Below are 18,487 nucleotides of genomic sequence, written 5' to 3'. Positions count from 1 at the left end.
CGGCCTCAGCCGCGGCGCCAGCGCAGCGACGGCAGCCAGCTGCCGCCCAGCTTGGCTGCGGCGAGCGCTGCCGGCAGCGTGCGGCTGATGATCAGGCCCGACTGCAGGTACAGGCCGTTGAGCAGGCGCGCCGCGCTGTCGGGGTCCATGGCCGGCAGCTCGGCGAGTTCGCGCAGCGTCACGGGATGGGTGTGCATGCGGTGCAGCGCCGCATGATGCCCGCGGCGCAGGTGCAGGCTCTCGAAGGGGATGCCGGGCGCGGTGCGGTAGCAGGCCGGGCCCGCGATCTCGGGCAGCAGCTCGCTGCGGCAGCCCTCCATCGCCAGCTCCCACAGCAGCGGCCCGATCGCGTGGTAGCTGTCCGGGGACGCGATCAGCTGCTTCTCGTCGTCGCCGGGGGGCCGCAGCACCGCCCCTTCCACGCGCAGCACCTTCAGCAGACCGAAGCGCTGCTGCAGGAAGTCGCGGGGCGACACCGGGCAGTGGTAGAGCCGCTCGCGCGGAAACACCGTCAGCGGCAACACGAAGCCGCCGGCGTCGAGCTGCACCGCCGCGCTGTGCGCATGCCGCAGGCAGGCCGCCAGCACCTCCAGCACGTCGGCGCCCTGCGGGCGATGCACGAAGCGCTGCAGGTCGGCCCTCAGCGACGGGCTCAGGTCCGACAGCGCGCCGGTGATCGCTCCACCGCCGGCCACCTCCTCCACAGCCTGGAGATAGGTGCTTGACCTCAGCAGTTCGGGTTCGCCGAAAGGAATGGTCGGTTCGTACATGAGGGTACAGAGGGGTTGAAGCGGCTGCGATGCAGTCTGGACGGGATGGATGCTGCTATGAAACCAAGGTGGCAGGGAGACGACCCCACTTTACGACTGGTTGCATTCCGTCGCAAAAGAGGGGGCGAGATGCCCACTCGCAACCCGGGCATGCTCAGTCCCTGTCGCTTCCTTCCTGGAGGGCGCATCGGCAGCGATTGAACAAGGTCCAGAATGCAACGTCCTGGGTGCCCACCTGATTGATTCGCATCAAGGAGATCGGCGGGCGCTGCGCTCGGAAAAGCAAGCCCGGCGCGAGCAGCACCTCGTGCTCGAGCATGCCTTGTACGAGGCGGTCGCTGTCCACACCGGCGTCGATCCATCCGGACATGCCGGGGTCGCACGTGAAGCGGCACCCGGCCTCTCCCGTGCCCGCCGGACGCTGCGCAAGCGCGCCTGTTCCAGGCAGAGCGCCAGCGCCTGCTCGAACAGCGCCGGCAGCGCCGCGCTTGCGGCGGCCTTGCAGCAGCGCGGGCGCTGGCGCGGCAAGGTGGTGGGGCTGGCGCTCACAGGCCGCAACGTGGACGAGGTGCCGTTCGCGCGCGTGCTTGCCAGGCCAGGGGCCGCGGGTATGAAGCCCCCGCGCCTCAGCCGCCGGAGCGCTGCTCGGTGCGGAAGTTGTCGTGGCAGGCCTTGCAACTCTGCGCGGCGCCGCCGAAGGCGGCCTTGAACTGGTCGATGTTGCCGGACTTCGCGGCGGTGCCGAGCTTGGCCACCTCGGCCTGCATGCGCTCGGCTCCCTGCCTGAACTTGGCGCTGTCGCTCCAGACCGCGGGCGCGGCGCGGTGCGGGGCGCCCTTGTCGGTGCCCTCGCCGAAGGCGGACCAGGGCAGGCGCGACAGCGTCTCGACGACCTCCGCGTGCTCGGCGGCGGCCTTCGCGTTGAAGGGCACGCGGCCGTTGGCCATCGCGCCAAGGCGCGAGAAGTGCGCGCCCATCACGTTGAAGGCGCCCTGGCGGTAGCGGATCGCATCCTCCGCCTTCGCAAAGGACAGGGTCTGCGCCCCGGTGGGCATCGCGCCCAGCGCGGCGAGGGTGGCGGCGAGGGCGAGCATCTGGCGTTTCATGGATTCTCCTGGGGTTCTTCTCCGCCGTGCGCCGGCGGCGCACCATGGTGCCTTCGTGCCGCGAACGGGCGGCCGCAGGGGCGGAACACCACAGCCGCCGGCTGGGAAATGTCTCCTCGCGTTTGCGCTTATCCTTGCCGGCCCATGGCCCCCTTCGTGCATCAGAGGAGATCGCGAGAGATGAAAGTGCGCATCTGGGACCTGCCCACGCGGCTGTTCCACTGGCTGCTCGCCGCCGCGGTGCTCGGCCTGTTCGTCTCCGGCAAGGTTGGCGGCAACGCGATGGTGTGGCACTTCCGCTTCGGCTACGCGGTGCTGGCGCTGCTGCTGTTCCGAGTGCTGTGGGGGCTGGTCGGCGGGCGCTGGTCGCGCTTCTCGTCGTTCAGCCTCGGTCCGGCGGCAATCTGGGCCTACCTGAGGGGCCGTGCCGGCCTGCTGCAGACGGTCGGACACAATCCGCTCGGCAGCCTGTCGGTGCTCGCCTTGCTCGCCCTGCTCGGCGCGCAGGTCGGCAGCGGCCTGTTCGCCGACGACGAGATCTTCAACGCGGGGCCGCTCGCGCCGCTGGTCGCGAGCGAGACCAGCCAGCGCCTGACCGCCTGGCACACCGGCCCCGGCGAGCTGCTGGTGATGGGCTGGATCGCGCTGCATGTCGCGGCGATCCTGTTCCACCGCCTGCACGCGGGTCGCAACCTGCTCGGCCCGATGCTGCGCGGGGACAAGGAACTGGCGCCGGAAGAGGCGCGGCAGGTGCCGGCGTCCGCCGACACGCCCGCCACGCGCGCGCTCGCGCTGCTGCTGCTGGCCGCATCCGCGGGCGCGGTGATGTGGCTGGTGCGCCTGGGCAGTTAGACTCGACGCCTGTCCTGCGTGAACCGGCCGCCGATGGCCGCTGCGATGGATTCCCCCCAGATACAACTGATCAGCCCCGACACCCCCGAGCTGCTCGACGCGGCGCGCGAGATCCTTCGCGAGTACGCGCAGACGCTGCCGGAGGATCTGCTGGCCTTCCAGGACTTCGGGCACGAGCTCGCCACGCTGCCCGGGGAGTACGCCGCGCCGCACGGCCAGTTGCTGCTGGCCTTCGTCGACGGCGAACTCGCCGGCTGCGGCGCGTTCCGGCCGCTGCCCGACGTGGACTATGCCAACGCCTGCGAGATGCGGCGCCTGTTCGTGCGCCCGGTGTTCCGCCGCTTCGGGCTCGGGCGCGTGCTGGCGCAGGCCCTGATCGACGGCGCGCAGCAGGCCGGCTACTCGGTGATCCTGCTCGACACGCTCGACGAGATGGAGGCGGCGCGCAGCCTGTACGCCACGCTCGGCTTCGAGAGCATCCCGCCCTACTACTTCAACCCGCTGCCGGGCGCGCACTACCTGAAGGTGGAGCTGGACTGAGCCCGCCCCGGGCCCCGGTCCACCACGGTGCGCGGCGGCACCCACCCTTGCGAGGAAGTCGATGAACGCCACGCCCCCCGTGAAACCGCTCGCCGCCCCGCATTGCGAGCTCGGCGAGTCGCCGTTCTGGCACCCCTCGGAGCAGGCACTGTATTGGTGCGACATCCCGGCCGCCCGGCTCCACCGCTGGCAGGCCGAGGGCGGCGCGCTGGCGCAGTGGGATTTCGACAGCGAGCTCGCCTGCGCCGCGCCGGCGCGCGATGGCGGCCTGCTGCTGGCGATGCGCAACGGCATCTGGCGCTTCGACCCGGGCCGCGGCGCGCGCGCGCTGCTGGCCGCCGCGCCCTACGACCCGGCATGCGAGCGCTTCAACGACGGCAAGTGCGACCCGGCCGGGCGCTTCTGGTGCGGCACGCTCTACGAGCCGCGCCGCCCGCCGCTGGCCGCGCTCTACCGGCTCGGCACCGACGGCGTGCTCAGCCGAGAGGCCGACGGCATCACCGTCTCGAACGGACTGGCCTGGAGCCCGGACGGCCGCACGATGTACTGGAGCGACACCACCAGCCACAGCATCTTCGCGCTCGACTTCGACCCGGCGAGCGGCCGCGCGTCGAACCGGCGCGTGTTCGCGCAGTTCGAGCCCCGGCGCGACGGCCAGCCGCTCGACGAGTACGGCGGGCGGCCCGATGGCGGCGCGGTCGACGCCGACGGCAACTACTGGGCGGCGATGTACGAGGGCGGACGGCTCGTGCAGCTGTCGCCAGCGGGCGAGCTGCTGCGCGAGATCCGGCTGCCGGTGCGCTGCCCGACGATGCCCTGCTTCGGCGGTCCCGGGCTGAAGACCCTCTATGTCACGACAGCGCGGCAGAAGCGCCCGGCCGAGGAGCTCGCGGCCCAGCCCTGGGCCGGACAGGTGCTGCAGATCGAGGTGGGGGTCGCCGGCCTGCCGGCAAGCGGCTACGCCGGCTGAACGAAACATTCCCGGGCCTCCGCCGCCGCATTGCATCCCTGCGGCGCAAAACTGAACGCCGCTGCGCGCACAAATGAGGCAGCGAGCCGTTGCAATTCGGCAACGGCCCGGTGTGTCTTCCCAGTGACAGCTCCGGGTTCACCCCAGGGGCGCAAGGCAACTGCAAGCCAAAGGCCCCAAGCTCGCGCCCGCCTTCGACAAGGCAACGCACCGGGACGGGGCGCTCGCGACAAGCGCGGGTAGGCCGGATCGGGTTTCCACGTATATAATCCCGCGGTTTGCCGGAATCCAGTAGTTACGCACCACGATGAGCCACGAACCCGATCGTGATGTGTACGAGGATGGGGCCGAGGAAGCGCCTTTCAAGCCTCTGACGCGAGAAGAAGCGCAGGCCTTGCGGGCAAAGCACCCGCCGCTCTCGCCCTGGCGGGTCGTCATGGCGCAGGCCGTGGCGGGCCTGGTGGTCGCCGCCGTCTGGTATGCGATCACCGGCAATGGCGGGGCGGCAGGGTCGGCGCTTTACGGCGCCGCCGCCGTGGTGGTGCCCGGGGCCTTGTTTGCCCGGGGCATCGCGAGACAGACGAACAGAGCCAACCCGGGTGCCGCGGTGTTCGGTTTCATGCTCTGGGAGTTCGTGAAGATTGCGTTGACGGTCGCCATGCTGGCGGCCGCGATGAAAGTTGTGCCCGACCTGAGCTGGCCAGCGTTGCTGGTCGCGATGGTCGTGTGCATGAAGGTGAACTGGCTGGCCCCGCTCTGGTGGGGTCGGGTGAAAAACAACGTCGCACGCGACAACCGTTGACGAGAAGAGACGATGGCTGCCGAAGGACACGGACCGACCCCGGGTGAGTACATCACTCACCACCTGACCCATTTCCAGAACCACAAGCCGGGCGGCATTGCGGACTTCTCGGTCATCAACTACGACTCGCTGTTCTGGTCCGTGGTGCTCGGCGTGCTCGCCGTGCTGGCCATGATGGCCGTCGCGCGCCGCGTGACCTCGGGCGTGCCGGGCCGCATGCAGGCCGCCATCGAGATCCTGGTCGAGATGGTCGACACGCAGGCCAAGGGCATCATCCCCAACGAAAGCTCGCGCCGCGCCGTGGCGCCGATCGCGCTGACCGTGTTCGTCTGGATCTTCCTGATGAACGCGATGGACCTGCTGCCGGTCGACCTGATCCCGCGCATCTGGGAAGCGGGCTACGCCGCCGCCGGCCAAGATCCGCACCACGCCTACATGCGCGTCGTGCCGACCGCCGACCTGTCGATCACGCTGGGCATGTCCACCTTCGTGCTGCTGATGGTCCTGTACTACAGCGTCAAGGTGAAGGGCCTGGGGGGCTGGATCAAGGAGCTGTTCACCGCTCCGTTCCACGCCCACAACCCGATCGCCGCGCTGGTGCTGGCTCCGGCCAACTTCATCCTGAACCTGATCGAGTACGCTGCCCGCACCATCTCGCTCGGCATGCGACTGTTCGGCAACATGTATGCAGGCGAGCTGATCTTCATGCTGATCGCCCTGCTGGGTGGCGCTGCGGCCATGTCCCTCGGCGGCTCGCTGCTGTGGCTGGGTCACATCATCGCCGGTTCGATCTGGGCCATCTTCCACATCCTGGTGATCACCCTGCAAGCCTTCATCTTCATGATGCTGACCCTGGTGTACGTGGGTCAGGCGCACGAGAGCCACTGAGCCCCGTCGTCGTAAGCAGTACTCTTAATAGTTTCCCTTTCCGTCCGTCAACTCACTTATCTCTTAGGAGCAATCATGGAAAACGTTCTGGGTCTCGTCGCTCTGGCTTGCGGTCTGATCATCGGTCTGGGCGCCATCGGTGCCTGTATCGGCATCGCCCTGATGGGTGGCAAGTACCTCGAAGCTTCCGCTCGCCAGCCCGAGCTGATGAACGAGCTGCAGACCAAGATGTTCCTGCTGGCCGGTCTGATCGACGCCGCCTTCCTGATCGGTGTCGGTATCGCCATGCTGTTCGCGTTCGCCAACCCGTTCGTCATCGCCGGCTGATCGCGCCTGTCTCGCAGCAGTTCTTTTTGACTCACCGAGAAAGGTCCGAGCCGTGAATCTGAACGCAACGCTGCTGGCGCAGCTTGTCGTCTTCGGGATTCTGGGCTGGTTCACGATGAAATTCGTGTGGCCGCCCATCACGAAGGCGCTCGACGAGCGCGCCAGCAAGATCGCCGATGGTCTTGCCGCCGCCGACAAGGCCAAGTCCGAGCTGACCCTGGCGAACAAGCGCGTCGAGGAACAGCTCGCCCAGACCCGCGACGAATCCACCCGCCGCATCGCCGACGCCGAGAAGCGTGCCCAGGCGATCATCGAGGAGGCCAAGAAGCGGGCCGACGAGGAGGGCGCCAAGATCATCGCCGCTGCCAAGGCCGAGGCCGAGCAGCAGTCGATCGCGGCGCGCGAGGCCCTGCGTGCGCAGGTGGCCGCTCTCGCCGTCAAGGGCGCCGAGCAGATCCTCAAGCGCGAAGTCAACGCCGGCGTCCATGCCGAGCTGCTGACCCGCCTGAAAACCGAGCTTTGATCATGGCCGAGCTCGCAACCATCGCACGTCCCTATGCCGAGGCGCTGTTCCAGGTGGCCCGACAGGGGGACCTGAACCAGTGGACGGCCCAGGTCGACGAGCTGGCCGCGGTCGCGTCGAACGCGCAGCTGCGCCAGTTCGCCGAGAACCCGAAGGTCAGCGGCGACCAGGTGTTCAACCTGATCACCTCGGTGGTCAAGGTGCCGCTGTCCGACCCTGCCAAGAACTTCCTCCGCACGCTGATCGACAATGGTCGCCTGGCTGCCCTGCCGGAGATCGTCGAGCAGTTCCACGTGCTGAAGAACGCCCAGTCGGGCGTGTCGGACGCGAAGGTCTACAGCGCCTTCCCGATCGACGCGGCCCAGTTGGCCGAGCTCGTCTCCAGTCTCGAGAAGCGTTTCGGTCGTCGGCTGCAGGCCACGGTCGAGGTCGATCCCGAGCTCATCGGCGGCGTGCGCGTGGTGGTGGGCGACGAGGTGCTAGACACCTCGGTCAGGGCGCGCCTGGAACGCATGAAGGTGGCGCTGACCGCCTGAGGCGGCCGGCACCGCTCGCAGTGAACGAACCGGGGGCTCGACGCACCCGGGGATCAGCATAGTTCAGGCACCGGACGCCTCCCCGTCCGGGCCCTGCAAAGAGATTGGGGAACGCAATGCAACTGAATCCCGCAGAAATTTCCGAACTGATCAAGAGCCGTATCGAGGGACTCGGTGCGGGCGCGGACATCCGCAATCAAGGCACCGTGGTGTCGGTGACGGACGGCATCTGCCGCGTCCACGGCCTGTCTGACGTGATGCAGGGCGAAATGCTCGAATTCCCGGGCAACACCTTCGGCCTCGCGCTCAACCTCGAGCGCGACTCCGTCGGCGCGGTGGTTCTGGGCGACTACGAGCACATCCGCGAAGGCGACACGGTCAAGTGCACCGGCCGCATCCTGGAAGTGCCGGTGGGTCCCGAGCTGGTGGGCCGCGTGGTCAACGCGCTCGGCCAGCCGATCGACGGCAAGGGCCCGGTCAACGCCAAGCTGACCTCCCCGATCGAGAAGATCGCCCCGGGCGTGATCGCGCGCCAGTCGGTGTCGCAGCCGATGCAGACCGGCCTGAAGTCGATCGACTCGATGGTGCCGATCGGCCGTGGCCAGCGCGAGCTGATCATCGGCGACCGCCAGACCGGCAAGACGGCAGTCGCGATCGACGCGATCATCAACCAGAAGGGTCAGAACATGACCTGCATCTACGTCGCGATCGGCCAGAAGGCTTCGTCGATCAAGAACGTGGTGCGCGCGCTCGAGCAGGCCGGCGCGATGGAGTACACCATCGTCGTCGCGGCTTCCGCTTCCGAGTCCGCCGCGATGCAGTTCGTGTCCGCCTACTCCGGCTGCACGATGGGCGAGTACTTCCGCGACCGCGGCGAGGACGCGCTGATCGTCTATGACGACCTGTCCAAGCAGGCCGTCGCCTACCGCCAGGTCTCGCTGCTGCTGCGCCGCCCGCCGGGCCGCGAAGCCTTCCCCGGCGACGTGTTCTATCTCCACAGCCGCCTGCTCGAGCGCGCTGCCCGCGTGAACGCCGACTACGTCGAGAAGTTCACCAACGGCGAAGTCAAGGGCAAGACCGGCTCGCTGACCGCGCTGCCCGTCATCGAGACCCAGGCCGGCGACGTCTCCGCGTTCGTGCCGACCAACGTGATCTCGATCACCGACGGCCAGATCTTCCTGGAAACCAGCCTGTTCAACGCCGGCATCCGCCCCGCCATCAACGCCGGTATCTCGGTGTCGCGCGTCGGTGGCGCCGCGCAGACCAAGCTGATCAAGGGCCTGTCGGGCGGCATCCGTACCGACCTGGCGCAGTACCGCGAGCTGGCCGCGTTCGCGCAGTTCGCCTCGGACCTCGACGAGACCACCCGCAAGCAGCTCGACCGCGGTGCCCGCGTGACGGAACTGCTGAAGCAGGCCCAGTACTCGCCGCTGCCGGTCAGCCTGATGGGCGCGACGCTGTACGCGGTCAACAAGGGCTACATGGACGACGTGGACGTGAAGCGCATCCTCGCGTTCGAGAGCGGCCTGCACCAGTTCCTGAAGACCAGCCACGGCGGCCTGCTCAAGAAGCTCGACGACACCAAGGCGCTGGACAAGGACTCCGAGGCCGAGCTCAAGGGCGCGATCGAGGCGTTCAAGAAGTCGTTCGCCTGAAAACCCGTGCACCGCTGAGCGTGCACACCCCGCGTGCCGGCCGACGGCCGGGCGCGGGCGCCTCTCGGCGGACACGAGACGGCTTTCTGACTTCTTCGCACTGCTGAACAAGGAGCAGCCTTCATGGCGGCAGGTAAGGAAATACGCGGCAAGATCAAATCGGTGGAGAACACCAAGAAGATCACCAAGGCCATGGAGATGGTTGCCGCCTCCAAGATGCGCAAGGCGCAGGATCGCATGCGTTCGGCCCGTCCGTACGCCGACAAGATCCGCAACATCACGGCCAACCTCGCGCAGGCCAACCCCGAGTACCGGCATCCCTTCATGCTGCGCCAGGACGGCAGCAAGAAGGTCGGCATCATCGTCGTGACGACCGACAAGGGTCTGTGCGGCGGCCTGAACACCAACGTGCTGCGCGCGACCACCACCAAGCTCAAGGAGCTGGAAGCCCAGGGCCTCAAGGCCCAGGCAGTGGCGATCGGCAACAAGGGCTTCGGCTTCCTCAACCGCATCGGCGCGCAGGTCGTGTCGCACGTGGTGCAGCTCGGCGACACCCCGCACCTCGACAAGCTGATCGGCCCGGTCAAGGTGCTGCTCGACGCCTACGCCGAGGGCCGGCTCGACGCGGTCTACATCAGCTACACCCGCTTCATCAACACGATGAAGCAGGAGCCGGTGGTCGAGCAGCTGCTGCCGCTGTCGGCCGAGCAGATGCAGGCCGACAAGGGCACGCACAGCTGGGACTACGTCTACGAGCCCGATGCGGCCGCGGTGATCGACGACCTGATGGTGCGCTACGTGGAAGCGCTGATCTACCAGGCCGTGGCCGAGAACATGGCGTCCGAGCAGTCGGCGCGCATGGTGGCCATGAAGGCCGCGACCGACAACGCCGGCAACGTGATTGCCGAGCTCAAGCTCGTCTACAACAAGACGCGTCAGGCGGCGATCACGAAGGAACTCTCCGAGATCGTGGCCGGTGCGGCCGCCGTCTGACCGGCGCCGTCTTGCAAGCATCAACGAATACTGATTGAAGGAACGAAAAATGGCTGAAGGCAAGATCGTTCAGTGCATCGGCGCCGTGGTGGACGTGGAGTTCCCGCGCGACTCGATGCCCCGGGTGTACGACGCGCTCAAGATGGAAGGCTCGGCGCTGACGCTGGAAGTCCAGCAGCAGCTCGGCGACGGCGTGGTGCGCACGATTGCGCTGGGTTCGTCCGACGGCCTGCGCCGCGGCATGATGGTGAGCAACACCAACGCGCCGATCACGGTGCCGGTAGGCAAGGCCACGCTCGGCCGCATCATGGACGTGCTGGGCAACCCGATCGACGAGCGCGGCCCGGTCTCCGGCGAGCTCTCCGCCTCGATCCACCGCAAGGCCCCGGCCTATGACGAGCTGAGCCCGTCGCAGGAACTGCTCGAGACCGGCATCAAGGTGATCGACCTGGTCTGCCCGTTCGCCAAGGGCGGCAAGGTGGGCCTGTTCGGCGGCGCCGGCGTGGGCAAGACCGTCAACATGATGGAGCTCATCAACAACATCGCCAAGGCGCACTCGGGTCTGTCGGTGTTCGCAGGCGTCGGTGAGCGCACCCGCGAGGGCAACGACTTCTACCACGAGATGGCGGAGTCGGGCGTCGTGAAGCTGGACAACCTGGCCGAGTCGAAAGTGGCCATGGTCTACGGCCAGATGAACGAGCCCCCGGGCAACCGTCTGCGCGTGGCGCTGACCGGCCTGACGATCGCCGAGTCCTTCCGCGACGAAGGCCGCGACGTGCTGTTCTTCGTGGACAACATCTACCGCTACACGCTGGCCGGCACGGAAGTGTCCGCGCTGCTGGGCCGCATGCCTTCCGCCGTGGGCTACCAGCCGACGCTGGCCGAGGAGATGGGCCGCCTGCAGGAGCGCATCACCTCCACGAAGATCGGCTCGATCACCTCGATCCAGGCCGTGTACGTGCCGGCGGACGACCTGACCGACCCGTCGCCCGCGACCACCTTCGCGCACCTGGACTCGACCGTCGTGCTGTCGCGTGACATCGCGGCGCTCGGCATCTATCCCGCCGTGGACCCGCTCGACTCGACCTCGCGCCAGCTCGACCCGAACGTCGTGGGCGAGGAGCACTACACCACCGCCCGCGCGGTGCAGGGGACGCTTCAGCGCTACAAGGAACTGCGCGACATCATCGCGATCCTGGGCATGGACGAGCTGGCACCGGAAGACAAGCTGATCGTGGCGCGCGCGCGCAAGATCCAGCGCTTCCTGTCGCAGCCCTTCCACGTCGCCGAGGTGTTCACCGGCGCGCCGGGCAAGTACGTGCCGCTGAAGGAAACCATCCGCGGCTTCAAGATGATCGTGGCTGGCGAGTGCGACGCGCTGCCCGAGCAGGCCTTCTACATGGTCGGCACCATCGACGAGGCCTTCGAGAAGGCGAAGACGCTGCAGTAAGCCGTTTTTCATGATCGCGGCGCCCGGCTCCGACGGGCGTCGCGTCGTGAAAGCAGCTTGTCCGCACCGTCCCACCCGCTTTAGGAGCATTCCCGATGGCAACCATTCACGTCGACGTCGTCTCCGCCGAAGAGTCCATCTTCTCCGGCGAGGCGAAGTTCGTCGCCCTGCCGGGCGAGGCGGGTGAGCTGGGCATCCTGCCCAAGCACACGCCGCTGATCACCCGCATCAAGCCGGGCGCGGTGCGCATCGAGCGTGCCGACAACGGCGAGGAAGAGTTCGTGTTCGTCGCCGGCGGCATCCTCGAGGTGCAGCCCGGCACCGTGACCGTGCTGGCCGACACCGCCATCCGCGGCCACGACCTCGACGAGGCCAAGGCCACCGAGGCCAAGCGCGCCGCCGAGGAGGCGATGAAGAACGCCAAGAGCGACATCGACTTCGCCAAGGCGCAGAGCGAGTTCGCCGCGATGGCCGCGCAGATCGCCGCGCTGCGCAAGTTCCGCAAGAAGTAAGCGCCTCGGCGCCTTCCCCGCGAAAAGCCCGCCCATCCCGGCGGGCTTTTTTCATGGTGCGCCGCTGGGGCATGCCCGCCGAATCGGCGCGGCACACCGCGCCCGTTGCCGGCTGCACGCAGCCCCGCACCCAGAGGTTGACCGGCCGATGGCGGGGGCGGGACGCGCCGGGCTTGCCGGAGACGCCCCGGAGCGTGTGTCAGGCGGCGTCGGACAGCGGGGCCAACGGCGCGGCGAGGAACTGCTGCTCGATCTCCTGGGCCGACACCGGGCGGCTGAAGTGGTAGCCCTGCATCTCGTCGCACTCGTTGTCGTGCAGGAAGACGCGCTGCTGCTCGGTCTCCACGCCCTCGGCGACGACCTTCAGCTTCAAGCGGTGGCCGAGCGCGATCACCGCCATCGCGATCGAGCAGTCGTCCTCGCTGTCCGGCAAGCTGCGCACGAAGGACTGGTCGATCTTGAGCCGCGCCACCGGGAAATGCTTCAGCGAGCTGAGGCTCGAGTAACCGGTGCCGAAGTCGTCGATCGAGAGCTGCACGCCCATCTCCTGGAGCGTGTTCATGATCTCGATCGCGCGCTCGACGTCCTCCATGATCAGGCTCTCGGTGATCTCGAGCTCGAGGTACTTCGGGTCGAGCCCGGTCTCGGCCAGCACCTGTGCGACGGTCGCGGTCCAGGACTTCTCCTTGAACTGGCGCGGCGAGACGTTCACCGAGACCTTCACCGGCGGCAGCCCCTGCTGCTGCCAGGCCTTGTTCTGGCGGCAGGCGGTGCGCAGCACCCACTCGCCGATCGGCACGATCAGGCCCGTCTCCTCGGCCAGCGGGATGAAGCGCGCCGGCGGCACGAGGCCGAACTCCGGGTGCTGCCAGCGGATCAGCGCTTCGACGCCGACGGTCTGGCCGGTGCGGGCGAGGATCTGCGGCTGGTAGACGAGCCCGAACTCCTCGTTCTCGAGCGCGCGCAGCAGGCCCTGCTGCAGTGACACGCGCTCCTTGAGCTTGCTGTTCATTTCCGCGGTGTAGAACTGGAAGTTGTTGCGTCCCAGCTCCTTGGCGCGGTACATCGCGGCGTCGGCGTTCTTCAGCAGCGTGTGGCTGTCGCGCCCGTCGTGCGGATAGGTCGCGAGGCCCATGCTGCAGGTCACGCGCAGCGTGTGCCGGCCGATCGACATCGGTGTGGCGACCTGCTCGCGGATGCGTTCGATCGTGCCGGTGATCGTCTCGGCCTTTTCCGGCTGGTCGAACAGCACGATCACGAACTCGTCGCCGCCCATGCGCACCACCGTGTCGGTGCGCCGCACTGCCTGCGTCATGCGCTGCGCGGTCTGGCGCAGCAGCTCGTCGCCGACGTCGTGGCCCAGGCTGTCGTTGATGGTCTTGAAATTGTCGAGGTCGATGAAGACCAGCGACACGAAGCGCTCGTAGCGCTGCGCATAGAAGATCGCCTGGTTGAGCCGGTCCTCGAGCAGCGCACGGTTCGGCAGCCCGGTCAGCACGTCGTGGTGCGCCATGTGCTCCAGCCGCTCCTGCGACTGCCGCAGCGCGCGAAGCGGCAGCGAGCGCAGCGGGAAGACGATCAGCAGCGCCAGCAGCAGCCCGCCGGCGGCGAACAGCAGGTTCTCGTGCAGCAGGTCCCGCAGCGAACGCTCCACGCGGTAGTAGCCCACCGGGCGGGTGGCATCGTAGAGCACCATCTCGCTGGTGATGCGCGGCCACGCGAGGGCTTCGCCGGCGCTGCTGGCCAGCGGCTGGCGGTCCGTGTCGAGAATGCGGTGGACCGTGGCATGCTGCCGGTCCGGCGCGCGGTCCTCGACCATCCCCTGCAGCTTGTGCTCCTCGAAGCGCCACATCACCGGGTTCTTGTTGATGGCGCTCGTCACCAGCGAGCCGTGGATGCGGCTCAGCGTCTCGACCTCGGCGAGCTCGTGCTGGTAGTTGATCAGCAGGTGCAGTGCCGGCAGCGACAGGCCCGCCACCAAGGCCACCGTGCCGGCGGCCTTGCTGATGAGGCGGGTGAGCTTCTTGTCCGAGTGCGGCCGGCTCATTGGCCCGCGCCCGTCGGGACGTTGCCGGTCTGCACGAGCACCTTCGCCCCGGCGGCGGAGCCGACGAACTCGGCGAAGGCCTGCGCGAGCGCCGACGGCGCGGCCGGGGCCACCAGGTAGATCGACTTCAGGTAAGGGTAGCGCGGGTTGACCTGGCCGGCGGCGAGCGGCTGGATGCCATCGACCGCCAGGATCTTCAGCGCCCGGCCCTCGGCGCGGATGAGCGTGAGCGTCGAGCTGCCGAAGGAGCCGGGAATGCGCTCGAGCTCGTCGGCGGTGTCGGTGTCGGTGATCGCGATGTTCTTGCCGGCATGCGCGTGCGCGGTCTGCAGGGCCTGCTCCAGCGCCGGTGACATCGCCCGCACCATGTGGGTGTCGATGTCATCGAGCGGCCGCAGCACCGGGCGCACCAGCGAGCCGTCGGACCACTGCGAGGTCTTGCCGCTGTAGAGCGCGGCGATCTGCTCCAGCGTCAGGCTGCTCACGGGCGTCTTGAGCCCGGTGGCGAACACCAGCGGCGTGCGCGCGATCTCCTTCGCGCTGGCGCCCTTCTGGCGCTCGTCGTCCTTCAGCGGCCGCGAGCTCACGCTCAGCGTGAGCCGGCCCGCAAGCAGCGCCTTGATGCCGCCGCCGCTGCCCAGGCTCGGCAGCACCTTGAACTGCACCGCCGGATGGGATTTGCGGAACTCCTCGCCCAGCTTCTGCATCAGCCCCAGCGCCGCGCCGGTACCCCCGATAGTCAGTTCGCCGGACAGCGGGGCCGGATTGGCGACGGCGGCCGAGGCGCTCCAGGCCAGCGTCAGCGCCACTGCGACTTGCAGTATTTTTTTCCGTTTTTGACCAGTTTCCTGCATGTTTTCCATGCCTACAGCCTTCTGAACAGTTGCGAGTGTCGAGCTGCGCAGATATTGCAAGAAACGTGTTGATCTATGACATTCTGTGAGCCATTGTTGCGACAAGTCGCGCCCCGCGTGAACGAGTTCACAAACTGCGCGGCGGCGGTCGCGGCCGCCGCTCAGATCAGGTGCGGCGCGTTCGGCAGCTCGTCCGGGTTGCGCTCGCCGGGCGCGAGCGGGAAGTGCCGGTCGAGCAGGGCGGAGACGGTGTCGATGGCACGGCCGAGGCCGCCCTCGTAGTCGCCGCGCCGGAAGGCCGCGCCCATCTCCTGCACCAGCGCCTGCCACTGCGCCGGCGGCACGTGGCGCGCCAGGCCGCGGTCCGCGATGATCTCGATGCGGTGCTCGACGAGCAGCAGGTAGATCAGTACGCCGTTGTTGTTCTCGGTGTCCCAGACGCGCAGCTTGCCGAACAGCGCCAGCGCGCGCTCGTGCGCGACAACCTCGATCGGCTCGTCGCGCCACAGGTAGCTCAGCGGCAGCCCGGCCTCGATGCAGATGCGCAACTCGCCGCTGTGGCTCGCCTCGCCGGCCGCTACCCGCCGGCCCAGCCGCTCGAGCACCGTGTCGCCGATGGTGCGGCGCGCATCCTCGGCGTCGGTCCAGCAGTGGCGCAGCAGGCGCAGCAGTTTCCTCGTCATCGCGCGTGGCTCCTTCCGTTCACCAGTTCCCGGAAGCGCCGCCGCCGCCGAAGTCGCCCCCGCCGCCGGACGAGAAGCCGCCCCCGCCGCCGAAGCCGCCACCGCCCCAACCGCCGCCCCCGCCGCCCCAGATGATCGGGGGCGCATGCCCGATGTGCCGGCGCCGGGCGCGGCGGCCGCCGGCGCCAATGCCCAGCAGCAGGATCAGCACCAGCCCGAGCAGCCCCGCGGCGATGCCCAGCCCGAGGCTGCCGGTGATCGAGGTGCCGATCGCGCCGACGCCAAGCCCGGTGGCGAGCGATCCGAGCTTGCGTCCGAACAGCCCGGTGAGCACCGCACCGACCACCGGCACGCCGACGAACAGGAACACCGCCAGGTCCTGCAGAGCGAAGCCGAGCCGTGGCGCCGCGGTGCGATCACCGGACCCCGGCGCCGGCAGGCCTTCGCCTCGCACCAGGCCCATCAGGCGCTCGAGCCCGGCGTCGATGCCGGCGGCGAAGTCGCCGGCGCGGAAGGCCGGCACCATCGTCTCGTTGATGATGCGGCTCGCCGCGAGGTCGGGGATCGCACCCTCGAGCGTCTTGGCGACCTCGATGCGCACGCGCCGGTCGTCCTTCGCCACCAGCAGCAGCAGCCCGTCGCCGACCTCGCGCCGCCCGATCTTCCAGCTGTCGGCCACCCGGTGGGCATAGGCGGCGATGTCCTCGGGCAGCGTGCTCGGCACCATCAGCACGGCGATCTGCGTGCCGTGCGCGGCCTCGAAGCGCGCGAGCTTGTCCTCGAGCGCCCGTCGCTGCGCGTCGTCCAGCGTCGCGGTGCGGTCGATCACGCGCGCGCTCAGCGGCGGCACCGGCTGCAGCTCCTGCGCCTGCAATGCGGGCAGGGCACTCGTCAGCAGCAGCGCCACGAGCCACAGGCCGGTGCGTCGGCACAGCGCCGCGACGCGCAGCAGCAGCGGGGGGAGCCGTCGTGCCATGTGAGGCGCTGCTCAGCGCGAGGCGGGCACGCCGCCGAAGTCCACCCGCGGCGGCGTCGAGATCTGCGCCTCGTTGGCGACGGTGAAGTTGGGCTTCGTGCTGTAGCCGAATGCCATCGCGGTCAGGTTGGTCGGGAAGCTGCGCACCTTGACGTTGTATTCGCGCACAGCCTGGATGTAGCGGTTGCGCGCCACGGTGATGCGGTTCTCGGTGCCCTCGAGCTGCACCCGCAGGTCCTGGAAGCCCTGGTTGGCGCGCAGCTGCGGGTAGTTCTCGCTCACCGCGAGCAGCCGCGACAGCGCGCCGGAGAGCTCGCCCTGCGCCTGCTGGAAGCGCTCGAAGGCCTGCGGGTCGTTGATCAGTTCCGGGGTGGCCTGGATGCTGGTGGCGCGCGAGCGGGCCTCGATGACGCGCGTGAGCGTCTCCTGCTCGAAGTTCGCCTCGCCCTTGACGGTGTTCACGATGTTGGGGATCAGGTCGGCGCGGCGCTGGTACTGGTTCAGCACCTCGGCCCAGGCGGCCCCGGTCTGCTCGTCGAGGCGCTGGAACTCGTTGTAGCCGCAGCCGGGGAGCGCCGTGGCGAGGGCCAGGGCGCCCAGCAGGGAGAACAGGCGTCGCAGCATGTGCATCCTTTCCATTCTTCTTCGTTGCAGGAACCGGCCGGCGGCAGCGGGCGCCGCGGGACTGCGGCGCGCTGCCGCAGGCGGATCGCTTCGACTGTAGCGCGGGCCGGGCCTTGCGCCAGATGGACCTGCGCCGCGGCGGGCTCTGAGACAATCCCGGCATGCAATTCCCTCCGCTCCAGAACGACACCTTCCTGCGCGCGCTGATGCGCCAGCCCACCGACTACACGCCCGTGTGGCTGATGCGCCAGGCGGGCCGCTACCTGCCGGAGTACTGCGCGACGCGCGCGAAGGCGGGCAGCTTCATGGGGCTGGCGACCAACGTGGACTTCGCCACCGAGGTGACGCTGCAGCCGCTGGAGCGCTACGCGCTCGACGCCGCGATCCTGTTCAGCGACATCCTGACGGTGCCCGACGCGATGGGCCTGGGCCTGAGCTTCGCGGCGGGCGAGGGGCCGCGCTTCGCGACGCCGGTGCGCGACGAGGCGGCGGTGGCGGCGCTCGCGGTGCCCGACATGGGGCGGCTGCAGTACGTGTTCGACGCGGTGACGAGCATCCGCCGTGCGCTCAACGGCCGCGTGCCGCTGATCGGCTTCTCCGGTAGCCCCTGGACGCTGGCCTGCTACATGGTCGAGGGCGGCGGCTCGGACGACTACCGGCTGGTGAAGTCGATGATGTACCGCCGTCCCGACCTGATGCACCGCATCCTCGCAATCAATGCCGATGCGGTCGCCGCCTATCTGAACGCGCAGATCGAGGCAGGGGCGCAGGCGGTGATGATCTTCGACAGCTGGGGCGGCGTGCTCGCCGACGGCGCCTTCCAGCACTTCAGCCTCGCCTACACGCGTCGCGTGCTCGCCCAGCTGAAGAAGGAGCACGAGGGCGTGCGCATTCCGCGCATCGTCTTCACGAAGGGCGGCGGGCTGTGGCTGGAGCAGATCGCCGCGAGCGACACCGAGGCCGTCGGGGTCGACTGGACGGTCAACCTGGGCGAGGCGCGCGCGCGCGTCGGCGACCATGTCGCGATCCAGGGCAACCTCGACCCGAACGTGCTGTTCGCCGACCCCGACCAGATCCGCGGCGAGGTGGCGCGCACGCTCGAGAGCTTCGGCGTGCCGACCAACGAGGACGGCAGCTGCGCCGGCCACGTCTTCAACCTCGGTCACGGTATCAGCCAGTACACGCCGCCCGAAAGTGTTTCGGTGCTGGTCGATGCGGTGCACGAGTACTCGCGCCGCATGCGGGCACAGCACCGCTGAGCCGCCCGGCTCGTCGCGAACGCACGGCGGGCCTGCGTCACCGGATGCGAGGCGGCACCTGGCGTCGCGGCGTGTCGCGCGCGCGGCGTTCCCGTCCGGGCCGGCCTGCCCGCCAGAGGT

The 18,487-nt window shown here is 68.8% G+C and carries 21 protein-coding genes; 13 read left to right on the top strand and 8 right to left on the bottom strand.

Features of this window, described 5'->3' with window-relative positions; translation table 11 throughout:
* Positions 1-5 precede the first annotated feature (5 nt).
* The 3 genes from D3A59_RS11175 to D3A59_RS11165 form a co-directional block, all read right to left on the bottom strand.
* A complete protein-coding gene (locus tag D3A59_RS11175) occupies positions 6-770 on the bottom strand; it encodes a hypothetical protein (RefSeq protein ID WP_119155007.1) in 765 nt (254 codons plus the stop codon).
* Positions 771-924: 154 nt separating this feature from the next.
* The gene (locus tag D3A59_RS25355) at positions 925-1,140 is read right to left on the bottom strand and encodes a hypothetical protein (RefSeq protein WP_157991489.1); all 216 of its coding nucleotides are present in this window, start codon (positions 1,138-1,140) and stop codon (positions 925-927) included.
* Positions 1,141-1,396: 256 nt separating this feature from the next.
* Entirely contained in the window at positions 1,397-1,876 is a 480-nt protein-coding gene (locus tag D3A59_RS11165; RefSeq protein WP_119155005.1) for a c-type cytochrome, read from the bottom strand.
* 180 nt (positions 1,877-2,056) lie between these two features.
* Between D3A59_RS11165 and D3A59_RS11160 the strand changes: the two genes are divergently transcribed.
* From D3A59_RS11160 to D3A59_RS11105, 12 genes are all read left to right on the top strand, one after another.
* The gene (locus D3A59_RS11160; RefSeq protein ID WP_119155004.1) at positions 2,057-2,728 is read left to right on the top strand and encodes a cytochrome b/b6 domain-containing protein; all 672 of its coding nucleotides are present in this window, start codon (positions 2,057-2,059) and stop codon (positions 2,726-2,728) included.
* Between the two features lie 45 nt (positions 2,729-2,773).
* A complete protein-coding gene (locus D3A59_RS11155) occupies positions 2,774-3,268 on the top strand; it encodes a GNAT family N-acetyltransferase (protein ID WP_119155049.1) in 495 nt (164 codons plus the stop codon).
* A gap of 61 nt (positions 3,269-3,329) precedes the next feature.
* Positions 3,330-4,238 carry an SMP-30/gluconolactonase/LRE family protein gene (locus tag D3A59_RS11150; RefSeq protein WP_119155003.1) on the top strand — a complete coding sequence of 303 codons (909 nt, stop codon included), beginning with the start codon at positions 3,330-3,332 and terminating at the stop codon, positions 4,236-4,238.
* 307 nt (positions 4,239-4,545) lie between these two features.
* A complete protein-coding gene (locus tag D3A59_RS11145; protein WP_119155002.1) occupies positions 4,546-5,040 on the top strand; it encodes an ATP synthase subunit I in 495 nt (164 codons plus the stop codon).
* A gap of 12 nt (positions 5,041-5,052) precedes the next feature.
* Positions 5,053-5,928 carry a F0F1 ATP synthase subunit A gene (gene atpB / locus D3A59_RS11140; protein ID WP_119155001.1) on the top strand — a complete coding sequence of 292 codons (876 nt, stop codon included), beginning with the start codon at positions 5,053-5,055 and terminating at the stop codon, positions 5,926-5,928.
* A gap of 75 nt (positions 5,929-6,003) precedes the next feature.
* The gene (gene atpE, locus D3A59_RS11135; RefSeq protein ID WP_119155000.1) at positions 6,004-6,255 is read left to right on the top strand and encodes a F0F1 ATP synthase subunit C; all 252 of its coding nucleotides are present in this window, start codon (positions 6,004-6,006) and stop codon (positions 6,253-6,255) included.
* A 52-nt stretch (positions 6,256-6,307) separates the two neighbouring features.
* Positions 6,308-6,778, top strand: coding sequence for a F0F1 ATP synthase subunit B (locus D3A59_RS11130; RefSeq protein WP_119154999.1), 471 nt, complete (start codon positions 6,308-6,310; stop codon positions 6,776-6,778).
* 2 nt (positions 6,779-6,780) lie between these two features.
* A complete protein-coding gene (locus D3A59_RS11125; RefSeq protein ID WP_119154998.1) occupies positions 6,781-7,314 on the top strand; it encodes a F0F1 ATP synthase subunit delta in 534 nt (177 codons plus the stop codon).
* A gap of 116 nt (positions 7,315-7,430) precedes the next feature.
* Positions 7,431-8,969: a F0F1 ATP synthase subunit alpha gene (gene atpA, locus D3A59_RS11120; protein WP_119154997.1), complete on the top strand. Its 1,539-nt coding sequence runs from the start codon at positions 7,431-7,433 to the stop codon at positions 8,967-8,969.
* A gap of 123 nt (positions 8,970-9,092) precedes the next feature.
* Positions 9,093-9,962: a F0F1 ATP synthase subunit gamma gene (atpG, locus tag D3A59_RS11115; protein WP_119154996.1), complete on the top strand. Its 870-nt coding sequence runs from the start codon at positions 9,093-9,095 to the stop codon at positions 9,960-9,962.
* Positions 9,963-10,011: 49 nt separating this feature from the next.
* Positions 10,012-11,412, top strand: coding sequence for a F0F1 ATP synthase subunit beta (atpD, locus tag D3A59_RS11110; protein ID WP_119154995.1), 1,401 nt, complete (start codon positions 10,012-10,014; stop codon positions 11,410-11,412).
* A gap of 95 nt (positions 11,413-11,507) precedes the next feature.
* Entirely contained in the window at positions 11,508-11,924 is a 417-nt protein-coding gene (locus D3A59_RS11105; RefSeq protein ID WP_119154994.1) for a F0F1 ATP synthase subunit epsilon, read from the top strand.
* Positions 11,925-12,123: 199 nt separating this feature from the next.
* On the opposite strand, the gene D3A59_RS11100 is transcribed toward D3A59_RS11105, so the two are convergent.
* The 5 genes from D3A59_RS11100 to D3A59_RS11080 all read right to left on the bottom strand — a co-directional run bounded on the left by D3A59_RS11100 (position 12,124) and on the right by D3A59_RS11080 (position 17,108).
* Entirely contained in the window at positions 12,124-13,971 is a 1,848-nt protein-coding gene (locus D3A59_RS11100) for a putative bifunctional diguanylate cyclase/phosphodiesterase (RefSeq protein WP_119154993.1), read from the bottom strand.
* Complete coding sequence (locus D3A59_RS11095; protein ID WP_157991488.1) at positions 13,968-14,780, bottom strand: substrate-binding domain-containing protein; 813 nt, start codon at positions 14,778-14,780, stop codon at positions 13,968-13,970. The genes D3A59_RS11100 and D3A59_RS11095 overlap by 4 nt, the downstream gene beginning before the upstream one ends.
* A 206-nt stretch (positions 14,781-14,986) precedes the next feature.
* Positions 14,987-15,508, bottom strand: a complete 522-nt coding sequence (locus D3A59_RS11090; protein WP_119154991.1) for a TPM domain-containing protein — start codon at positions 15,506-15,508, stop codon at positions 14,987-14,989.
* A 19-nt stretch (positions 15,509-15,527) separates the two neighbouring features.
* Complete coding sequence (locus D3A59_RS11085) at positions 15,528-16,484, bottom strand: TPM domain-containing protein (RefSeq protein ID WP_119154990.1); 957 nt, start codon at positions 16,482-16,484, stop codon at positions 15,528-15,530.
* Positions 16,485-16,496: 12 nt separating this feature from the next.
* On the bottom strand, positions 16,497-17,108 hold the full coding sequence (locus tag D3A59_RS11080) for a LemA family protein (protein ID WP_119154989.1): 612 nt from the start codon (positions 17,106-17,108) through the stop codon (positions 16,497-16,499).
* A gap of 161 nt (positions 17,109-17,269) precedes the next feature.
* On the opposite strand from D3A59_RS11080, the gene hemE reads away from it, so the two are divergent.
* Positions 17,270-18,367, top strand: a complete 1,098-nt coding sequence (gene hemE / locus D3A59_RS11075) for a uroporphyrinogen decarboxylase (protein ID WP_119154988.1) — start codon at positions 17,270-17,272, stop codon at positions 18,365-18,367.
* Positions 18,368-18,487 lie beyond the last annotated feature (120 nt).

The organism is Caldimonas tepidiphila (genome assembly GCF_003569765.1).
Lineage (GTDB): Bacteria > Pseudomonadota > Gammaproteobacteria > Burkholderiales > Burkholderiaceae_C > Caldimonas > Caldimonas tepidiphila.
The sequence above is the reverse complement of the archived record's forward strand: the minus strand, read 5'-3'. Positions and strand labels throughout refer to the sequence as shown.

What these genes read in the sequence shown, in the direction of transcription:
- D3A59_RS11175 (WP_119155007.1), bottom strand. Translation starts at nt 770, where the DNA reads ATGTACGAACCGACCATTCCTTTCGGCGAACCCGAACTGCTGAGGTCA.
- D3A59_RS25355 (WP_157991489.1), bottom strand. Translation starts at nt 1,140, where the DNA reads ATGTCCGGATGGATCGACGCCGGTGTGGACAGCGACCGCCTCGTACAA.
- D3A59_RS11165 (WP_119155005.1), bottom strand. Translation starts at nt 1,876, where the DNA reads ATGAAACGCCAGATGCTCGCCCTCGCCGCCACCCTCGCCGCGCTGGGC.
- D3A59_RS11160 (WP_119155004.1), top strand. Translation starts at nt 2,057, where the DNA reads ATGAAAGTGCGCATCTGGGACCTGCCCACGCGGCTGTTCCACTGGCTG.
- D3A59_RS11155 (WP_119155049.1), top strand. Translation starts at nt 2,774, where the DNA reads ATGGATTCCCCCCAGATACAACTGATCAGCCCCGACACCCCCGAGCTG.
- D3A59_RS11150 (WP_119155003.1), top strand. Translation starts at nt 3,330, where the DNA reads ATGAACGCCACGCCCCCCGTGAAACCGCTCGCCGCCCCGCATTGCGAG.
- D3A59_RS11145 (WP_119155002.1), top strand. Translation starts at nt 4,546, where the DNA reads ATGAGCCACGAACCCGATCGTGATGTGTACGAGGATGGGGCCGAGGAA.
- atpB (WP_119155001.1), top strand. Translation starts at nt 5,053, where the DNA reads ATGGCTGCCGAAGGACACGGACCGACCCCGGGTGAGTACATCACTCAC.
- atpE (WP_119155000.1), top strand. Translation starts at nt 6,004, where the DNA reads ATGGAAAACGTTCTGGGTCTCGTCGCTCTGGCTTGCGGTCTGATCATC.
- D3A59_RS11125 (WP_119154998.1), top strand. Translation starts at nt 6,781, where the DNA reads ATGGCCGAGCTCGCAACCATCGCACGTCCCTATGCCGAGGCGCTGTTC.
- atpA (WP_119154997.1), top strand. Translation starts at nt 7,431, where the DNA reads ATGCAACTGAATCCCGCAGAAATTTCCGAACTGATCAAGAGCCGTATC.
- atpG (WP_119154996.1), top strand. Translation starts at nt 9,093, where the DNA reads ATGGCGGCAGGTAAGGAAATACGCGGCAAGATCAAATCGGTGGAGAAC.
- atpD (WP_119154995.1), top strand. Translation starts at nt 10,012, where the DNA reads ATGGCTGAAGGCAAGATCGTTCAGTGCATCGGCGCCGTGGTGGACGTG.
- D3A59_RS11105 (WP_119154994.1), top strand. Translation starts at nt 11,508, where the DNA reads ATGGCAACCATTCACGTCGACGTCGTCTCCGCCGAAGAGTCCATCTTC.
- D3A59_RS11100 (WP_119154993.1), bottom strand. Translation starts at nt 13,971, where the DNA reads ATGAGCCGGCCGCACTCGGACAAGAAGCTCACCCGCCTCATCAGCAAG.
- D3A59_RS11090 (WP_119154991.1), bottom strand. Translation starts at nt 15,508, where the DNA reads ATGACGAGGAAACTGCTGCGCCTGCTGCGCCACTGCTGGACCGACGCC.
- D3A59_RS11085 (WP_119154990.1), bottom strand. Translation starts at nt 16,484, where the DNA reads ATGGCACGACGGCTCCCCCCGCTGCTGCTGCGCGTCGCGGCGCTGTGC.
- D3A59_RS11080 (WP_119154989.1), bottom strand. Translation starts at nt 17,108, where the DNA reads ATGCTGCGACGCCTGTTCTCCCTGCTGGGCGCCCTGGCCCTCGCCACG.
- hemE (WP_119154988.1), top strand. Translation starts at nt 17,270, where the DNA reads ATGCAATTCCCTCCGCTCCAGAACGACACCTTCCTGCGCGCGCTGATG.